Source organism: Croceibacterium aestuarii (assembly GCF_030657335.1).
In the GTDB taxonomy this organism is placed as follows: domain Bacteria; phylum Pseudomonadota; class Alphaproteobacteria; order Sphingomonadales; family Sphingomonadaceae; genus Croceibacterium_B; species Croceibacterium_B aestuarii.
The window spans coordinates 1,088,060-1,103,832 of record NZ_CP131039.1; the positions used below are offsets into that span (position 1 = coordinate 1,088,060).

16 protein-coding genes are annotated in these 15,773 nt (G+C 64.6%); 8 read left to right on the top strand and 8 right to left on the bottom strand.

The window, feature by feature from the left end:
* Window position 1: 1 nt before the first annotated feature.
* From ligA to Q7I88_RS05230, 4 genes are read right to left on the bottom strand one after another with little or no spacing between them, the layout of a single operon-like run.
* Window positions 2-424, bottom strand: a complete 423-nt coding sequence (gene ligA / locus Q7I88_RS05215) for a protocatechuate 4,5-dioxygenase subunit alpha (protein WP_305097981.1) — start codon at window positions 422-424, stop codon at window positions 2-4.
* On the bottom strand, window positions 421-723 hold the full coding sequence (locus Q7I88_RS05220) for a DUF2218 domain-containing protein (protein ID WP_305097982.1): 303 nt from the start codon (window positions 721-723) through the stop codon (window positions 421-423). Before Q7I88_RS05220 ends, ligA begins: the two co-directional genes overlap by 4 nt.
* Window positions 720-1,760 (bottom strand): amidohydrolase family protein, encoded by a 1,041-nt coding sequence (locus tag Q7I88_RS05225; RefSeq protein ID WP_305097983.1) that lies wholly within the window; start codon window positions 1,758-1,760, stop codon window positions 720-722. Before Q7I88_RS05225 ends, Q7I88_RS05220 begins: the two co-directional genes overlap by 4 nt.
* Window positions 1,757-2,557 carry an NAD(P)-dependent oxidoreductase gene (locus Q7I88_RS05230; RefSeq protein ID WP_369426132.1) on the bottom strand — a complete coding sequence of 267 codons (801 nt, stop codon included), beginning with the start codon at window positions 2,555-2,557 and terminating at the stop codon, window positions 1,757-1,759. Before Q7I88_RS05230 ends, Q7I88_RS05225 begins: the two co-directional genes overlap by 4 nt.
* Window positions 2,558-2,721: 164 nt before the next feature.
* Between Q7I88_RS05230 and Q7I88_RS05235 the strand changes: the two genes are divergently transcribed.
* The 5 genes from Q7I88_RS05235 (at window position 2,722) to Q7I88_RS05255 (ending at window position 8,062) form a co-directional block, all read left to right on the top strand.
* Window positions 2,722-3,396: a 4-carboxy-4-hydroxy-2-oxoadipate aldolase/oxaloacetate decarboxylase gene (locus Q7I88_RS05235; protein WP_305097985.1), complete on the top strand. Its 675-nt coding sequence runs from the start codon at window positions 2,722-2,724 to the stop codon at window positions 3,394-3,396.
* A 1-nt stretch (window position 3,397) separates the two neighbouring features.
* Window positions 3,398-4,456 carry a 4-oxalomesaconate tautomerase gene (locus Q7I88_RS05240; protein WP_305097986.1) on the top strand — a complete coding sequence of 353 codons (1,059 nt, stop codon included), beginning with the start codon at window positions 3,398-3,400 and terminating at the stop codon, window positions 4,454-4,456.
* Window positions 4,449-5,333, top strand: a complete 885-nt coding sequence (locus Q7I88_RS05245; protein ID WP_305097987.1) for an amidohydrolase family protein — start codon at window positions 4,449-4,451, stop codon at window positions 5,331-5,333. Before Q7I88_RS05240 ends, Q7I88_RS05245 begins: the two co-directional genes overlap by 8 nt.
* A 155-nt stretch (window positions 5,334-5,488) precedes the next feature.
* On the top strand, window positions 5,489-6,232 hold the full coding sequence (locus tag Q7I88_RS05250) for a MipA/OmpV family protein (RefSeq protein ID WP_439648380.1): 744 nt from the start codon (window positions 5,489-5,491) through the stop codon (window positions 6,230-6,232).
* Between the two features lie 231 nt (window positions 6,233-6,463).
* On the top strand, window positions 6,464-8,062 hold the full coding sequence (locus Q7I88_RS05255; RefSeq protein WP_305097988.1) for an AMP-binding protein: 1,599 nt from the start codon (window positions 6,464-6,466) through the stop codon (window positions 8,060-8,062).
* On the opposite strand, the gene Q7I88_RS05260 is transcribed toward Q7I88_RS05255, so the two are convergent.
* Window positions 8,059-8,226: a hypothetical protein gene (locus Q7I88_RS05260; RefSeq protein ID WP_305097989.1), complete on the bottom strand. Its 168-nt coding sequence runs from the start codon at window positions 8,224-8,226 to the stop codon at window positions 8,059-8,061. The two genes, Q7I88_RS05255 and Q7I88_RS05260, sit on opposite strands and share 4 nt — an antisense overlap.
* 48 nt (window positions 8,227-8,274) lie before the next feature.
* Between Q7I88_RS05260 and Q7I88_RS05265 the strand changes: the two genes are divergently transcribed.
* On the top strand, window positions 8,275-9,126 hold the full coding sequence (locus Q7I88_RS05265; RefSeq protein ID WP_305097990.1) for a PfkB family carbohydrate kinase: 852 nt from the start codon (window positions 8,275-8,277) through the stop codon (window positions 9,124-9,126).
* 4 nt (window positions 9,127-9,130) lie between these two features.
* Here Q7I88_RS05265 and Q7I88_RS05270 read toward each other — a convergent pair whose 3' ends face one another.
* Window positions 9,131-10,330 carry a transaldolase family protein gene (locus Q7I88_RS05270; RefSeq protein ID WP_305097991.1) on the bottom strand — a complete coding sequence of 400 codons (1,200 nt, stop codon included), beginning with the start codon at window positions 10,328-10,330 and terminating at the stop codon, window positions 9,131-9,133.
* Window positions 10,331-10,480: 150 nt separating this feature from the next.
* Between Q7I88_RS05270 and Q7I88_RS05275 the strand changes: the two genes are divergently transcribed.
* On the top strand, window positions 10,481-11,392 hold the full coding sequence (locus Q7I88_RS05275) for a hypothetical protein (protein ID WP_305097992.1): 912 nt from the start codon (window positions 10,481-10,483) through the stop codon (window positions 11,390-11,392).
* Between the two features lie 29 nt (window positions 11,393-11,421).
* Here the strand turns inward: Q7I88_RS05275 and Q7I88_RS05280 are convergent, their stop codons facing one another.
* Complete coding sequence (locus tag Q7I88_RS05280) at window positions 11,422-12,423, bottom strand: nuclear transport factor 2 family protein (protein WP_305097993.1); 1,002 nt, start codon at window positions 12,421-12,423, stop codon at window positions 11,422-11,424.
* A 131-nt stretch (window positions 12,424-12,554) separates the two neighbouring features.
* Between Q7I88_RS05280 and typA the strand changes: the two genes are divergently transcribed.
* On the top strand, window positions 12,555-14,387 hold the full coding sequence (gene typA, locus Q7I88_RS05285) for a translational GTPase TypA (RefSeq protein ID WP_305097994.1): 1,833 nt from the start codon (window positions 12,555-12,557) through the stop codon (window positions 14,385-14,387).
* A 117-nt stretch (window positions 14,388-14,504) separates the two neighbouring features.
* Here the strand turns inward: typA and Q7I88_RS05290 are convergent, their stop codons facing one another.
* Window positions 14,505-15,644: a phage exclusion protein Lit family protein gene (locus Q7I88_RS05290; protein WP_305097995.1), complete on the bottom strand. Its 1,140-nt coding sequence runs from the start codon at window positions 15,642-15,644 to the stop codon at window positions 14,505-14,507.
* Window positions 15,645-15,773: the final 129 nt, after the last annotated feature.

The window sequence follows — 15,773 nt, forward strand, 5'->3', positions numbered from 1 at the left end:
GTCAGTACTTCCCCTTGATCGAGCGGGCGCCTTCGGGCGAGCGGCCGCCCTTGAGCATCATTTCGGCATATTCTTCCTGCGTCATGCCGGTCATCGATCCGGCCGCGAACTGGAAGCTTTTGCCGTCGGTAGAAAAAAGCTTCGACAGGAAGTAGACGTTCCCGCCTTCGTCGATCATCGCGTTGTAATCGCGGTCGAGCACGGCCTGCTTGGCCGCGGGCGAGAGGCTCCACTCGTCGAGATAGGCGCGTTCGTCCTTCTTGAACCGTTCGCGGTTTTCCGCCTTCATCAGGCTCATGGCGAACTGGTTGAGCCAGTATCCCTTGCGCGCGCGCTGCGCTGTGAACACGCGGGTACCGGGAATGTCGTCGAACTCCGCAAGGTACTTGTGGATGTCGATCCGTTCTTTCTTCTTTTCGGTCATGACTGGTCTTTCCATTCGTATGCCAGCGGGGCCTCGCGGAAGGCGAAGCGGTCGATGTGGCGTTCGATAACGCCGCGCATGCGTTCGTTTTCTTCCGCGTCTGCCGTGGTCAGCGTGATTCCGATCCCGTCCTTGTGCGCGGTCATTACGGCATTGGTGTGCTCGCTGAACGGGAACAGGCCCATCCCGTCTCCCTCGTCGTAGCTGGTGGCGAACTTGTGGCCCCAGTGACTGACAAGCTGCTGGATGTAGCGCTCGGGCTTCTCGCAGGGTGCAAACCCGGTGGCGGTGGCGCTCATGGACGCTGCTCCTTCAGTCCTCGTGTGTTGAGGATCGCGTCGAGCCTCGGGTAAACCCGGCGCGCATTGCCCTCGAAGATCATGTGCCGATCGAGGTCGGAGATATCGAGAGCGTCGACATAGCGCTTGGTGTCATCGAAATAGTAGCCGGTTTGCGGGTCGATGCCGCGCACCGCTCCCACCATTTCGCTGCCGAACAGGATATTCTTGTTGTCGATCACATCGGCCAACAGGTCGATACCCGGCTGATGGTAGACGCAGGTATCGAAGAACACGTTGTTCATCAGGTGCTGTTCGATGTCCGGCTGCTTGAGCATGTCGGCCAGGCCCCGGTAACGGCCCCAGTGATAGGGCACCGCGCCGCCGCCGTGCGGGATGATGAGCTTGAGGTCGGGGAAACGGCTGAACAGATCGCCCTGCAGCAATTGCATGAAGGCGACAGTGTCTGCCGCAAGATAGTATCCGCCTGTGGCGTGCATCGCCGGGTTGCAACTGCCCGAGACGTGGATCATCGCCGGGACGCCGAGGTCGCACATCGCCTCGTAGATCGGGAACCAGTACTCGTCCGTGAGCGGCGGGTGCTGGAAATAGCCGCCGCCCGGATCGGGGTTGAGGTTGCAGACGACGAAGTTCAACTCCTCGACGCAGCGGCGCAGTTCGCGCACGCTTTCCGACATGTCCGATTTCGGACTCTGCGGGAGCATGCAGCCGCCGATGAAGGTATCGGGGAAGAGCTGGGTGACGCGGTAGATCAGATCGTTGCAGCGCATCGCCCATTCGCTTGCCACCTTCTGGTCGCCGACATGCGGCGCCATGGCCGATGCGCGCGGGCTGAAGATGGTGAAGTCGGCTCCGCGTTCCTTGATCAGGCGGAGCTGGTTTGCCTCGATCGTCTCGCGAATCTCGTCGTCGGAGATCTCAGGGTAGGGCGGCGGCTCGGTGCCGTTTTTGTACGCCGCCTTCTGCTCCTCGCGCCATGCGTCATGGCCCTTGGGGAGCACCGTGTAGTGGCCGTGGCAGTCGATGATTAGGCTCATGCCGCTTGGTCTTTCCTTGTTCTGGCGTTCTCACCCGCGCGGCGCTGCAACGCCACCGCGCCTTCGCTCATCACCGGCTCGACGCCGAGCCCGGCGAGAGTCTTGCACACTTCTTCCATTTCCGCCGCGCGGCGCAAGCCATGCGTGTCCATTCGCTCGCGGTTGTAGGCGACCTTGTCGGCCCAGCCGGTGGCTTTCTCGCTCGCGTCGAGCGAGGCCATGACTTCGTCGAACACGCCCGCCGCCTCGGCCGCTGCGGCGCATTCGCTGGTCAGCGCCTCGAGGCCCTTGACCATGACCGAGCGGATCATCTTGATCGCGCTCGCCCGCCCAACCTCGTCGCCGACAATGCGGGTCTTGCCGAAGCCGAGCGCGTTCAAAGCCGCTTCCGCGTCTCCGGCGCAGGGCCCCGCCAGCAGCAGCGGCACATCGAGCGCAGCCGGGTCGACCGGGGCCATGACGGCGACGTCGACGTAGCGTCCGCCCGCGCTCTCGATCGCTTCGGCCGCAGAACGCTTGGTCTGTGGCGCGACTGAGTTCATATCACACCACAGCGTGCCCTCGGGCACCAGCGCAGCATAGTCCCGCGCGGCCGGAAGGGCGGCATCCGCGGTGACGAGGCAAAGCGCGATGTCGGCGTCCACCAGCGCGGATGCCGGGTCGCCGGCAGCATTGATCCCGCATTCGGCCATAAGAGCGCGGCGCTCGGGCAGCAGGTCCCAGCCCCTGGCCCGGCCGCTCCAGCCGCCTGCGCGCGCAAAGGTGGAACCAGCCTCGCCGAAGCCGATCAGCGCCACATGCGGGGGCGTTTGGGGTGGAATCGTTGTTGGCATCCTCTTCGCGTTCGTCTTACAGACTGTATGTGTTACTTACAAGTTTGCGGACCGGTTCCGAGCACCCTTGACGGAGCCGGGGGAGGCAGTCCACCGCAGCAAAAATTTTGCCCAGGAGAGTCGAGCTTATGGCAGGCGTTGTCGTCCAGAACATCGAGCGTGCGGATCCCGAGGTCGTTTCCGCCCTTGGCAGGTGCGGGGTGGCGACAGTACACGAGGCACAGGGCCGCACCGGCCTGCTCGCCAGCTACATGCGGCCGATCTACCCGGGCGCGCGGATCGGCGCTTCGGCTGTGACCATCTCCGTACCGCCGGGCGACAATTACATGGTTCACGCCGCAATCGAGCAGTGCCGCGAAGGTGACGTGCTGGTCATCGCACCGACTAGTCCATGCGAAGACGGCTATTTCGGCGACCTGCTGGCGACCAGCGCGCAAGCGCGCGGGGTGAAGGGCCTGATCATCGATGCCGGGGTACGCGACGTGCGCGACCTGCACGAGATGGACTTCCCGGTCTGGTCGAAGCGGGTGTTCGCGCAGGGCACGATCAAGGCGAGCCTCGGCAGCGTGAACGTCGACGTCGTCTGCGCCGGCGCTTTCATCCGCCCGGGCGATATCATCGTCGCCGACGACGACGGCGTCTGTGTGACCCGGCGCGAGGATGCCGAGGCGGTGCTCAAGAAGGCGCAGGCGCGCGAGGCGAACGAGGAAGAGAAGCGCCAGAAGCTCGCCGACGGCGTGCTCGGTCTCGACATGTACGGCTTCCGCCAGAAGTTGACCGACATGGGGCTGAAGTGGGTCTGAGATGAACTCGACTCCCGTCATGTGGATGCGGGGCGGCACGTCGAAGGGCGGCTACTTCCTCGCATCCGACCTGCCCGAAAGCACCGAAGAACGCGACGCATTCCTGCTCGGCGTGATGGGCTCGCCCGACCCGCGGCAGATCGACGGCATGGGCGGGGCCGATCCGCTGACCAGCAAGGTCGCGGTCGTGAAGCCGTCCGAGCGCGAGGGCATCGACGTGGACTATTTGTTCCTGCAGGTCTTCGTCGACCAGGCGATCGTCACCGATCAGCAGAACTGCGGCAACATCCTTGCCGGCGTCGGCCCTTTCGCGATCGAGCGCGGGCTGGTCGCGGCAACCGGCGAGGAAACCAGCGTGGCGATCTTCATGGAAAACACCGGCCAGGTCGCCGTCGCCAAGGTTCAGACGCCGGGCGGCACGGTCAATTACCGGGGTGATGCGCGGATCGACGGAGTGCCCGGCACCCACGCGCCGATCCCGCTCGAATTCCGCGACACCGCCGGCTCGACCTGCGGCGCGCTGCTGCCGACCGGCAACGCGGTCGATGTTATCGAGGGCGTGCGGTGCACGCTGATCGACAACGGTATGCCGTGCATCGTGTTCAAGGCCGAGGACGTCGGCGCGACCGGTTACGAAACCCGCGAGGAACTGGAAGGCGACGGCTTCGCGCCGATCCGCGAGAAGATCGAGGCAATCCGCCTCGCCGCCGGGCCGCTGATGAACCTCGGCGACGTGAGCAAGAAGTCGGTCCCCAAGATGACCCTAGTCGCGCCGCCCAAGAACAGCGGTGCCGTCACCACCCGCGTGTTCATCCCGCACCGCGCTCACGCCTCGATCGGCGTGCTCGGCGCCGTCACCGCGGCAACCGCCTGCCTCGTCCCCGGTTCGCCCGCCGCCCAAGTGGCCGAAGTACCCGAGGGACGGCGCAAGACGCTCAGCATCGAGCATCCCTCGGGCGAACTGACCTGCGTCATTGAAGTCGATGCAGCGGGCGAGGTCGAGACCGCCGCCCTCCTGCGCACCGCACGCAAATTGATGGATGGAACCGTCTTTGTCTGATCGCATTACGAGCTGGCACCGAAACCCCTCCAAGCCGACTTTCACTCCGCCCCCCGGTGCGGTGGACGCGCATTGCCACGTCTTCGGGCCGATGGCGCAATTCCCGTTCAGCGCGAAGGCCAAGTACCTTCCCGAAGACGCCGGGCCCGAGCAATTGTTCGCCCTGCGCGACTTTCTCGGCTTCTCGCGCAATGTCATCGTCCAGGCGAGTTGCCACGGCACCGACAATGCCGCGACGCTCAACGCGATCGCCAAGTCGAACGGCAAGGCGCGCGGCGTGGCGGTGGTCGATCCGGCGATCTCGGAAGAGGAACTCTATGCGCTTCACGAAGGCGGCATCCGCGGCATCCGCTTCAACTTTCTCAAGCGGCTGGTGGACAATGCCCCGAAGGACAAGTTTCTCGAGGTCGCCTCGCGCCTGCCCGCCGGCTGGCACGTGGTGATCTATTTCGAGACGGATATCCTTGCGGAGCTGCGTCCGTTTATCGATGCGATCCCGGTGCCATTGGTTATCGATCACATGGGACGCCCCGACATGACGCAGGGCCCCGATGGGCCCGACATGCGCGCCTTCCGGGCGCTGCTCGACAGCCGGAGCGACATCAACTTCAAGCCGACCTGTCCCGACCGGCTCGACGCCATCAAGGAAGGCGGCGCGGGCGACCCGTGGGACAATTTCGCTTCCGCAGTTGCGCCCCTCGTCGCCGATTACGCCGACCGCTGCGTCTGGGGCACCGATTGGCCGCATCCCAACATGCAGGACGAGATTCCGGATGACGGGCACGTGGTCGACATGATTCCGCGCATCGCCCCGACGGCCGAACTTCAGCACAAGTTGCTCGTCGCGAATCCCCAGCGGATGTACTGGTCGGACTAGATCTGCGTCGACGACGCGGAACACTACCATCGTCCGCTGGTTTCCACGTTTGAAGCGACGCTGCCGACCGGATCGAGCGCGCGCGAAAACAGGGAGTCCGCCTTCTGTACAAGCTAAAACTCCGCCACCTGCTCCTCGCTGCGGGTACCGGCGCAATCGTCTCCGCACCTGCCAATGCGCAGGACAAGGACCCATGGCGCTACCGCGTCGCTGCCGGTGCGCAGGTCAAGCCGCAATACCCTGGCGCCGACGGCGTTGCGCTGAAACCGATGATCGACGTGGACCGCGCCCGCGGCGATGCGCCTTTCGAGTTCGAAGCGGCCGATGACAGTTTCGGCTTCAACCTCGTCGAGGCGGGCGGGCTCGAAATCGGTCCGGCGGTGACGATGGTCAGCCCGCGCAAGGCCAAGGATGTCGGCGCCGCGGTTCCGAAGGTCGCTCGCACTTTCGAAGTGGGCGCCTATGCCAACTTCTGGCTGAGCGACAATGTCCGGCTGCACAGCGAAGCACGCCGAGCGGTCAACGGGCACGATGGCTGGGTGGCAGATGGCGGTGCGGACGTAGTCATGCGCGACGGCGATGCCTGGTTGTTTGCGATCGGCCCCCGGGTGACCTGGGCCGACGGCTCCTACCACGACGCCTATTACAGCGTGACCCCGGCGACGTCGCTCGCCACCGGCCTTACGGTATACGACGCCAGGGCGGGGATCGAATCCTACGGCGCGACCGCCAGCGCGGACTTCGCCTTCACCTCGCGATGGGGCGTCTCGCTCTACGGCAAGTACGACCGGCTCACCGGCGATGCGGCGGCTTCGCCGATTGTTCGGCAGTACGGTTCGCGCGACCAGTTCTCGGCCGGCCTCGCACTAAGCTACACCTTCGGGGGCGGCACGCGCTGACCGCCCAGGGGCATAAGGTCTTTGGCTTGCATCACCGGTGGGCTAAGCTGCGGTCCGTGACGTCGCAGAACGTCACTGGAGAGAGGCAATGGCAGACATGGGCCGCAGGGAGATCCTTGCAACCAATCCGGGCGACACCACGGCTCTGACAGCGATCTCGCCGGCTGCCGGTGGCCGCGCCGTCGGCAATTGCAGATCGGGTGCCGAGGGCGGCTGCGCGAGCAAAACGAAATGAGCGGCAAGCTCGAGAGGGCGCTCGCCAATTCTTTCGAAGGCCACGCGGTCCGCGACGTCACTATCGGCGACCTGCTGCGCGAGGCGGCGGCGGCCTGGTCCGAACGAGAGGGTCTGATCGAGGGCAAAGCCGAAGGCACCGCCGGACGGCGCTGGACCTTTGCCGAGATGCTCGACGATGCTGAACGAATCGCCGGTTCGCTCGCCGGACGCTACCGGCCGGGAGAGCGGATCGCGATCTGGGCGCCCAACATGCCCGAGTGGGTCCTGCTCGAATATGCGGCGGCGCTCGCGGGGCTCGCCCTTGTCACCGTCAATCCCGCCTACCAGGCGCGCGAGCTCGACTATGTGTTGCGCCAGTCGCGCAGCGTCGCCCTTTTCCTCGTGCGCGAGCACCGCGGCAATCTTATGCGCGAGATCGCCGAGCAGGTCGCCACCGAAATCCCGGCTCTGCGCGAAATCGTGGACATCGAAGACCAACAGGCCCTGTTCGGGAGGGGATCGAGTGCTTCATTGCCCGAGGTCGGCACCAACGAACCGGCGCAGATCCAGTATACCAGCGGAACGACAGGCTTTCCCAAGGGCGTGGTGCTGTCGCACCGCAATCTCGCCAACAACGCCCGGATGTTTTCGATCATGGGGAAGCTGGAGGAGGGCTCGAAGATGATCGGCCTGACGCCGCTTTTCCATACAATGGGTTGCTCGATGGGCGTGCTGGGCACGGTCCAGCTCGGTGCCGCCTACGTGCCCTTGCGGGTATTCGATCCCGACGCCGCACTCGACCTGATCGAAAGCGAAAGGATTGGCTGGACGTTGTGCGTCCCGACGATGGCCCAGGCCCTGGTCGAGGCGCAGCGGCGCAAACCCCGAGATCTTTCACATTTCGCTTACCTCGGCGCTGGTGGGGCGATGGTGCCGCCCGAGCTGGTCCGCGCCATCAAGCAGGTTATCGGTGCCGACATTCGGGTCGCTTATGGCCAGACCGAGAGCAGCCCGCTGATCACCGCCTGCCGCCGCGAGGACGATTTCGAGGACGTGTGCAGCACCATCGGTCGACCCTCGCTCGAATGCGAGGTCGGCATCTTCGATCCGGCAACCGGCGAGATCCTGCCCTGCGACACGGTGGGTGAAATCCGCTGCCGTTCCTATGCGACAATGATCGGCTACAACGACAATCCCCAAGCGACTGCCGAGGCCGTGGACGCCCAGGGCTGGCTCCACACCGGCGACCTCGGTACGATGGACAACCGCGGCTTCGTGCGCATCACCGGGCGGGTCAAGGAGATGATCATCCGTGGTGGTGAGAACCTGTTTCCCGCGGAAATCGAAAACGTCCTGCTCGAACATCCAGACGTCGCCGAAGCGGCCGTTGTAGGCGTGCCGTGCCCGCGGCTGGGCGAGGCTGTCGCCGCCTTCGTTCGTCTTGAGGATGGTGCTGCGCTCGACGTCGAGGCGCTGCGCCAGCACTGCCGCTCGCAAATCAGCCCGCAGAAATGCCCGGCGCACTGGCAGGCGGTGGAAAGCTGGCCGCTCACGGGCAGCGGCAAGATCAAGAAGTTCGAGCTGCGTGACAGGTGGCTGGCGGAAAACGCCTAGCGGCGCTCGCTGCGTCGCGCCCGCCGGCGGCGCCACCACCAGGTGCAGCCGCAGGCGGTGCAGCCGAGAAGGAACGCGCTCCCCCCGACAACGAACGCTCCGACCGCCAGAGCTCCGGTAATCGTCAGGACGAGCTCGGTCAGAAAGTGAAGCAACCCGCGCATGGCGTCCCTGCCTAGCGGACGCGGCCTGGCCGCGCTACGCCGCTAACCATGTCCCTGCTCTTCATCGGCCGCAGCACGTTCGATCTCGGTTACGTTTGCCCGGCGTTCCCGGAGGAGAATTCGAAGCTTTCGGCCGCGAATTTCTGGACCGGAGCCGGCGGCTGCGCGCTCAACGCTGCGGTCACCGCGCGGGCGCTGGGCAGCGAAGTGCGGCTGCTAACCCTGCTCGGCGGGGGGCCTTTCGCTACAGCCGTGCACGAGGAACTGGTGCGCTACGAGGTTCCGGCGGAGGATTTCGCGCGCCCGGGGGATGAGGTCCTTCCGGTGTCCAGCATCGTGGTCGTACCGGCCCATGGCTCGCGCACGATCATCAACCAACAGCCACCGCAGGGCATCGTCCGCGAGCCAGACATCGCCGCTTTGCTCGACGGGGTGGCGATGGTGCTTGTCGACGGCCACCTGCCCGATCTCGCGGTGCCCTTGTGCCGCGAGGCGCGCTCGCGCCGAATCCCGGTGGTTCTCGACGGCGGATCGTGGAAGTCATGGACCGGTGAGATCATGCCGCATGTCGACTGCGCCATCGTCTCCGCCGGGTTTCATCCGGGCGGCGTGCAGGCGAGCGATCTGCTTGCTGCGGTCCACGCGCTGGGTCCGGGCGAAGCGGCGGTGACCCGCGGCGCGCGACCGCTCGAATGGAGTGATGGCAAGCAGCGGGGCGAAATCGCTCCGCCGCAGGTCGAGGCGATCGACACCCTCGGTGCGGGCGATATTTTCCACGGCGCCTTCTGCCATTTCCGCGCGAGCGGCGACGATTTTCCGACGGCTCTGGAGCGGGCAAGCGATGTCGCCGCGGAAAGCTGCCGCCATTTCGGCACGCGCGCCTGGATCGACGCGCTCTAAGGGCTCACCCCTCGAGCGTCATCCGAACGAAGTCGACCGTGCCGCGGGTCGCCTTGGCGAACTCCGTCGCGGTGGCCTGGAAGCTGCCATAGTGGCTGAATTCGATTGGCTCCATGCCGTCGTATTCGTAGGCCTGGCGGAAACTGGGCAGCTTCATCAGCTTCTCGAGGCTCGCCGCGTTGGGCTCGCGCTCGATCGCCTCTGGGTCGAACGGCGCGAGTTCGTCCTCGACTTCCATCAGCTGCAAGATGTAACCCGGCGGACAGGTGTAGACCATGTCGCTGCCGGCGAAATCGGAGATGTGGCGGCTGACCGTGTTGCCTGCATCGTCCTTCTCCACCCGCATCGAACACTGCAGCATCGTGGAGGGGTGGTCGTTCTCCTTGCCCCACCAGTAGGCGCGCTTGAGCACGGCTTCCTCGCCGTCGCGAATTTCCATCAGCGAGAGATCGATGCCGCGAGCCTTGGCCTCGGTCTGCCAGTCGCTGAGTTGGCCGAGCCGGCTCGACATGTGGGTGACGACGCTGCGCCATTTCGACAGGTCGACCCCGTCGGCCTTGGCGCGTTCGATCCCCCGGCTGACGGCATTCATGCAGGCGAGGTACTGCGGCACGGTGAAGCTGGTGGTGTTGTTGGTGCTGATTCCCCGTGCCGTCAGCTCTTCGATGATCTCATAACCCTGCGCCGAGCCGGGAATCTTGACCATTACGTTGGCGCCCTGTTCGGCGATCGACAGGCCCTGTTCGAGCATGGCCTCGCCATCGGTGACGAACCTTGGATCGACCTGGCCCGAAAGGAAACCGTACTTGCCGCCGGACTTGTCCCAGACCGGGCGGATCGCTTCGGCGCCGCGCTTCACCAGATCGAGATACATTGCCCAGTAGACGCCCTCGACGTCGAGCGACGGATCGGCCTTGGCGATGCCGAGGATGGCGTTGCGCCAGCCTTCGGGATCGACCTGAATCGCCTGCAGAGAGAGCGGCGGATTGGTGGTGACCCCGCGGAAACCCATCGTGCCTTCGCTGGCGACCGTCTCGGCGTCGTAGAAGCGAGACAGCTGCGATTCCCAATCGGCGCGCTTGTTCGCGGGCGCCTTCGCCAGCGTTTCGGCTTCCCAGCTCGGATAGATGAGCGGAGACGAATCCCACCAGATCTCGGCATCGGGATTGGTGGCGGCGAGCTTTTCGAGCGGATGTTGTGTCATGGTCTCTCCAATGCACAACTCGGCCGGGTATGGTCCAGCCATTTCCGGCCATGGTCGGCGAAAGCTGCGCTTGTGCGGCCAATCGTGTCAAAGTGTCACGGTGTTACTCCGCGGCTTGCCCGCTGCGGGCAAGCGGCTAGAACCGGCTTCATGACGATCGTTCTGCCGCGCCTTGCCTTTTCGCTTGTCTTGCTCGCCGCCGCACCGCTCAGCGCGCAGGGGGCGGTGCCGGCGGAGAAGACAGGCGATGTCTGGGGCGGAGCTGAGATCGTCGTCACGGGGCGCAATTCCGGTGAAGTCGACGGGCGCGAGGTGACCCGGCAGGCTCGCGCCATCACTCGCGAAACCAATCTCCGTCACGAGCCGATCGCGCGCTTCGCCGATCGCGCTTGTCCCGGCGTTATCGGCATGAAGCTGGCTCACGCACAGACGGTTGTGGCGCGCTTCCGCTTGGTCGCCGGCGAACTCAATATCCCGCTGGCCGACGAAACCACCTGTCGGCCCAACATCATTATCGGCCTGAGCAAGGACCCCGCCGCCTACATGAAGGCTTACAACGCGCGTACCCTCAAGCTGTCGCGCAACCTGACAGCCGCCGAGCGGCGCGAGCTTACCGAGACCGCACAGCCGGTGAAGGTGTTCTCGATCGTCGACGACCGGATGCGCAACGGTCAGACGCTCGCGCGCAAGCAGAACCTCGCCGAAGTGCCTGTCGGGCTGCAGGAAGGGGGACAGTCGCTCATTTCGAACGGTATAAGGCGCGCTATCACCTCGGCGATGGTGATTTTCGACACCGATGCAGTCGAGGGCACGAGTCTGCGCCAGATCGCCGATTACGCAGTGATGCGTGTCTTCGCCCGAACCCGCGACGCCAGCGGCGCGAAGGCGCCGGATTCGATCCTCAGCCTGTTCGACCCGAACGCTTCGCCGCCGGACGGCCTGACCGACTTCGATCGGGCCTTTCTGTCGGCAATCTACGAAGGCAGCCCCTACGGAGACGGGCAGCACAGCGTGCAACGCGTGGCGCAGGTCCTAAAGCGGCAGCTCAGCGCAAACGACTAGGCGCGGCGCAACCGCCGCGCCCGGTTTGCTCAGATGTCGTCCTTTGCCCCCACGTTGCGGTACTTGATCAGCCATTTGCCGTCGACCTTGACGAGGTCGTCGACCCCGTTGCCGGCGGCTACGATCTTGGGGGCGTCCTTGTCGCCCGGACGGCCGAAATCGCCAAACACCGATTGGTGGTAATAGTGATACTTGGCCGTCGTCGGCCCGGTGAACTCGATGTACTGGTTCATGGTGAAGTGACGCATCGTTCCGAGCGAGGTCCCGTCGGTGTCCTGCTTGGCGCGGCTGGCGACCAGGTCGGTGATCATCTTTTTCAGCGCTTCGTGCCCCTTGGTTTGGCCGAACGCGCCGTCCTCGGTGAAGTGCGCGGCGTACTTGTCGGCATCGTACATGTCGAGACTGCGGTCGTAGGTCCACATCAGGTTCTCGATCGCCTCACGGTCGGCGACCCGCTCGGCGGCCTGCTCGGGCGTCAGCGGTTTGACGGCGTTCGACGCCTGTGGCTTGGCCGGCGGCAGCGTGGCCGGGTCCCAGTGCTCATCGGCTTTGCCATCGACGAAGCGCCAGGTGTCGAACCATGTCGTGGTGTAGGTGTCCTTGGGGTCGCTGCCGTAGGGCACGACACGCCGGGTCAGAACCGTGACATAATCGCCTTCCGCGTTGACCGCGACGACACCGTTGGGATCGTCGGCGCTGAGCGCCGGGCACGGGTCGAGCGGCTTGCGCTTGGCGACTTCGGTGAAGTAATAGATCACGCCCTTCAGCCCGCTGGCGGCCATCGGGTTGTGCTGGATATACTTGTCGGTCAGCCATTCGCCGGCCCGGTTCCACTCGTTGCACTTGAGCAGTTCGCGCATGATGTGCAGCGCGGCCTGCTTGTTGCGGTTGAGCGTGGGATCCTTGCTGGTGAACAGCGCTTCCGGGTTCGGCGCCGGCACGACCGGGTCGGACAGCGCGCGCATCTGCGCGGCGGCGGGTGTCCCAGCGAGCACGGCAAGCGCGGCAGCGGCGGCGAAAAGGCGTCTCATCGAATCTCTCCCTCGAACGATTTGTCGCCCATGATGCATGAGCCGGCCGCTTTGTCCATCGCCCGCACTTGTTGCATCGCAGCAATGGCGCTATGGGCGCCAGCGAAACCTCGCTCCCGAAAGCACCTGAAATGACTTCGCTCCGCAACGTGGCGATTATCGCCCACGTCGATCATGGTAAGACGACCCTCGTCGACCAGCTGTTCCGCCAATCCGGCACCTTCCGCGACAACCAGCGTGTCGAGGAAAGGGCTATGGATTCCAATGACTTGGAGAAGGAGCGGGGGATCACGATCCTGGCCAAGCCGACTTCGGTCGAGTGGGCGCCCGAGGGCGGGCACGAAACCTACCACATCAACATCGTCGACACGCCCGGCCACGCCGACTTCGGCGCCGAGGTCGAGCGAATCCTCTCCATGGTCGACGGGGTGATCCTGCTGGTCGACGCCGCCGAAGGGCCGATGCCGCAGACCAAGTTCGTCACCGGCAAGGCGCTCGGCCTCGGGCTCAAGCCGATCGTCGTGGTCAACAAGATCGACCGCCAGGACGCCCGCGCCAGCGAAGTGCTCGACGAGGTGTTCGACCTCTTCGTCGCGCTCGAAGCGAACGACGAACAGCTTGATTTCCCGGTGCTTTACGCCTCAGGCCGCGCCGGCTTCGCCAGCGAGGACATCGACGCGCGCGAGGGCGACCTGACGCCGATGTTCAAGCTCATCGTCAGCCACGTCCCGCCGCCGGACCTCGACGAGGACGGCGAGTTCGCCATGCTCGCCACCCTGCTCGACCGCGATCCGTTCCTGGGGCGCATCCTCACCGGGCGCATCGAATCCGGGCGGCTCGAGGTCGGCATGCCGATCAAGGCGCTCGACGTCGCCGGCAACCAGGTCGAGGCCGGCCGCGCCACCAAGGTCTTCGCCTACAACGGGCTCGACCGCGTCCCCGTGCTCCACGCCAAGGCCGGCGACATCGTCGCCATCGCCGGGCTGACCGAGGCGACCGTCTCCAACACGCTGTGCGCGCCGCAAGTCTCCGCCCCGATCCACGCCCAGGAAATCGACCCCCCGACCCTCGCCATGAGCTTCGCGGTCAACGACAGCCCCTATGCCGGGCGCGAGGGCGACAAGGTGCAGAGCCGGGTGATCCGCGAACGGCTCGAGCGCGAGGCCGAAGGCAACGTCGCCATCCGCCTGACCGAGAGCGCCGAGAAGGACGCCTTCGAGGTCGCCGGCCGCGGCGAACTGCAATTGGGCGTGCTGATCGAGACCATGCGCCGCGAAGGCTTCGAGCTCTCCATCAGCCGCCCGCGCGTGCTGTTCCGCGACGGCCCCAGCGGCCGCGAGGAGCCTTACGAAACGGTCGTCATCGACGTCGACGACGAGCACTCGGGCACGGTCGTCGAGAAGATGGCCCAGCGCAAGGGCGAGATGACCGACATGCGCCCGAGCGGCGGCGGCAAGACCCGCCTCACGTTCAGCGCGCCGAGCCGCGGCCTGATCGGCTACCACGGCGAGTTCCTCTCCGACACCCGCGGCACCGGGGTGATGAACCGCCTGTTCGACCGCTACGGCCCCTACAAGGGCCCGATCCAGGGCCGCCAGAACGGCGTGCTCATCTCGATGGAGCAGGGCGAGGCCGTGCCCTACGCGCTCAACGCGCTCGAAGACCGCGGCGTGCTGTTCATCAAGCCGGGCGAGAAGCTCTACGAAGGCATGATCATCGGCGAGAACGCCAAGCCGCAGGATCTCGAGGTCAACCCGCTCAAGTCCAAGCAGCTGACCAACTTCCGCAGCACCGGCAAGGACGACGCCGTCCGCCTCACCCCGCCGCGCAAGATGACGCTCGAACAGGCGATCGCCTACATCCAGGACGACGAACTGGTCGAAGTGACGCCGGAGAGCATCCGGCTGCGCAAGCGGTACCTCGATCCGCACGAGCGGAAAAAGGCGTCGCGGTCGGCGGCTTGATTTGGGCCGTTAGCAGAACGTCCGGTTTCGGCATATCTGAGACAGATGCAGACATCTTCTTGGAATAGCCGCAGCGGAAAGGCGGATCAGGAATGCCCGCACCAATCAGCGACAGATTCAAGGTGTCGGCAGCTGCTCCCAGAGTTTCCTGCGCGTTTCTATCATGCGGATACGATCCGCCTCCGGCATCACACTTAGGAAGTCTTTGAGGAGAGCATCGACCGCGTCCATCACGCGGGCGCTCGTGCCGCGAAACCCCTTTAGCGTGCGGAACGCGATCGGTTCGACCGCAGCGACTGAGTCGAAGCGAGCGATGCGCTCATCAGCTGAGGGATGTGTGTCGCCAGTCGGCATTGCAGCCCCAAGCGCGTGTTCAAACCGACGCAGCATCTCAAGCGCCTTGAGCATGATTACGCCGCCCGCACCAGAGGCCAGATACGGGTTCCATATCGGAGTGCGATCGCGTTCCCCCATCGGCCTACAAAGTCTCAGCGCGAACTGGTCGGCCTCAAACTCTTCTGCGCGAGCGTCTGCAGCCATGTCTCGGCCATGCCCATGATGATGGTGTCCGTATTCGTGCGCTATGACAAATATTTCCATCGCACGGGCTACTTGTTCGACAAGTGGAAGCAGAGCGGGTTCCGATGGTTCGAACGGCACTGTGCCGTTAGTTCCAGTCATCGCGAACGACATGAAGGTGCGGTTCCAATAAAGTGCGAGAGGCATATTCGTCCGCAGGAGCAGTTTGGCCTCTGAGAGCGCGAAAGAATCCGACTGCCAATAAACTGGATCAAGCATAATCGTGCGATAGAAAGCCTTTGCGACAATGCCGCAAAAGCGGAAGGTGAATGCACCAACCGAGACAATGCTTTGCTCGGTCATTATCACGCCTGCTTTCGATGCAAAGGGCCCGGTGATTGGCTCGATGCCTCGTGCGACACTACGATAGGTGTCTAGGCCTTGTCGCGCCATCTCGGCCTCGACGTCGTCGCAAAGCGATGCGTGGAAGGCTTCGGCCGAGCGATTGACGCCGGGGCTTGTAGACGGAGCAGCCTCATCTCGTCGTGAGCTTAACGCAAGAAGCTCATCGGCTTGCTGCTCACTCCAACCAGCTGCTTTGAAGCTTGCTCGTGCATGCTCCTCGTCGCCGCGAGGATCATATTCTGGGTCCATCACAGCGGCGCCAGGGTGGGCGGCTGCACGCTCAAACATTTGCGACCAAAGGTCCGTTGCAGCTTCGTTGCTTTCTTCATCCATAGTGTTGGAATAGCACCGCGCGGTGGCAGGCAAAATGCATAGTCGGAAATCTATTCTCCTTCGGTTGTGATACTCGAAGGACTTGAGAGTCTGGAGACATGCCGATCGATCGTTACGTAAGTCCTGCCA

Bases quoted from the DNA above. Each gene is read 5' to 3' on its own strand.
- ligA (WP_305097981.1), bottom strand. From the start codon at position 424: ATGACCGAAAAGAAGAAAGAACGGATCGACATCCACAAGTACCTTGCG.
- Q7I88_RS05220 (WP_305097982.1), bottom strand. From the start codon at position 723: ATGAGCGCCACCGCCACCGGGTTTGCACCCTGCGAGAAGCCCGAGCGC.
- Q7I88_RS05225 (WP_305097983.1), bottom strand. From the start codon at position 1,760: ATGAGCCTAATCATCGACTGCCACGGCCACTACACGGTGCTCCCCAAG.
- Q7I88_RS05235 (WP_305097985.1), top strand. From the start codon at position 2,722: ATGGCAGGCGTTGTCGTCCAGAACATCGAGCGTGCGGATCCCGAGGTC.
- Q7I88_RS05240 (WP_305097986.1), top strand. From the start codon at position 3,398: ATGAACTCGACTCCCGTCATGTGGATGCGGGGCGGCACGTCGAAGGGC.
- Q7I88_RS05255 (WP_305097988.1), top strand. From the start codon at position 6,464: ATGAGCGGCAAGCTCGAGAGGGCGCTCGCCAATTCTTTCGAAGGCCAC.
- Q7I88_RS05260 (WP_305097989.1), bottom strand. From the start codon at position 8,226: ATGCGCGGGTTGCTTCACTTTCTGACCGAGCTCGTCCTGACGATTACC.
- Q7I88_RS05265 (WP_305097990.1), top strand. From the start codon at position 8,275: ATGTCCCTGCTCTTCATCGGCCGCAGCACGTTCGATCTCGGTTACGTT.
- Q7I88_RS05270 (WP_305097991.1), bottom strand. From the start codon at position 10,330: ATGACACAACATCCGCTCGAAAAGCTCGCCGCCACCAATCCCGATGCC.
- Q7I88_RS05275 (WP_305097992.1), top strand. From the start codon at position 10,481: ATGACGATCGTTCTGCCGCGCCTTGCCTTTTCGCTTGTCTTGCTCGCC.
- Q7I88_RS05280 (WP_305097993.1), bottom strand. From the start codon at position 12,423: ATGAGACGCCTTTTCGCCGCCGCTGCCGCGCTTGCCGTGCTCGCTGGG.
- typA (WP_305097994.1), top strand. From the start codon at position 12,555: ATGACTTCGCTCCGCAACGTGGCGATTATCGCCCACGTCGATCATGGT.
- Q7I88_RS05290 (WP_305097995.1), bottom strand. From the start codon at position 15,644: ATGGATGAAGAAAGCAACGAAGCTGCAACGGACCTTTGGTCGCAAATG.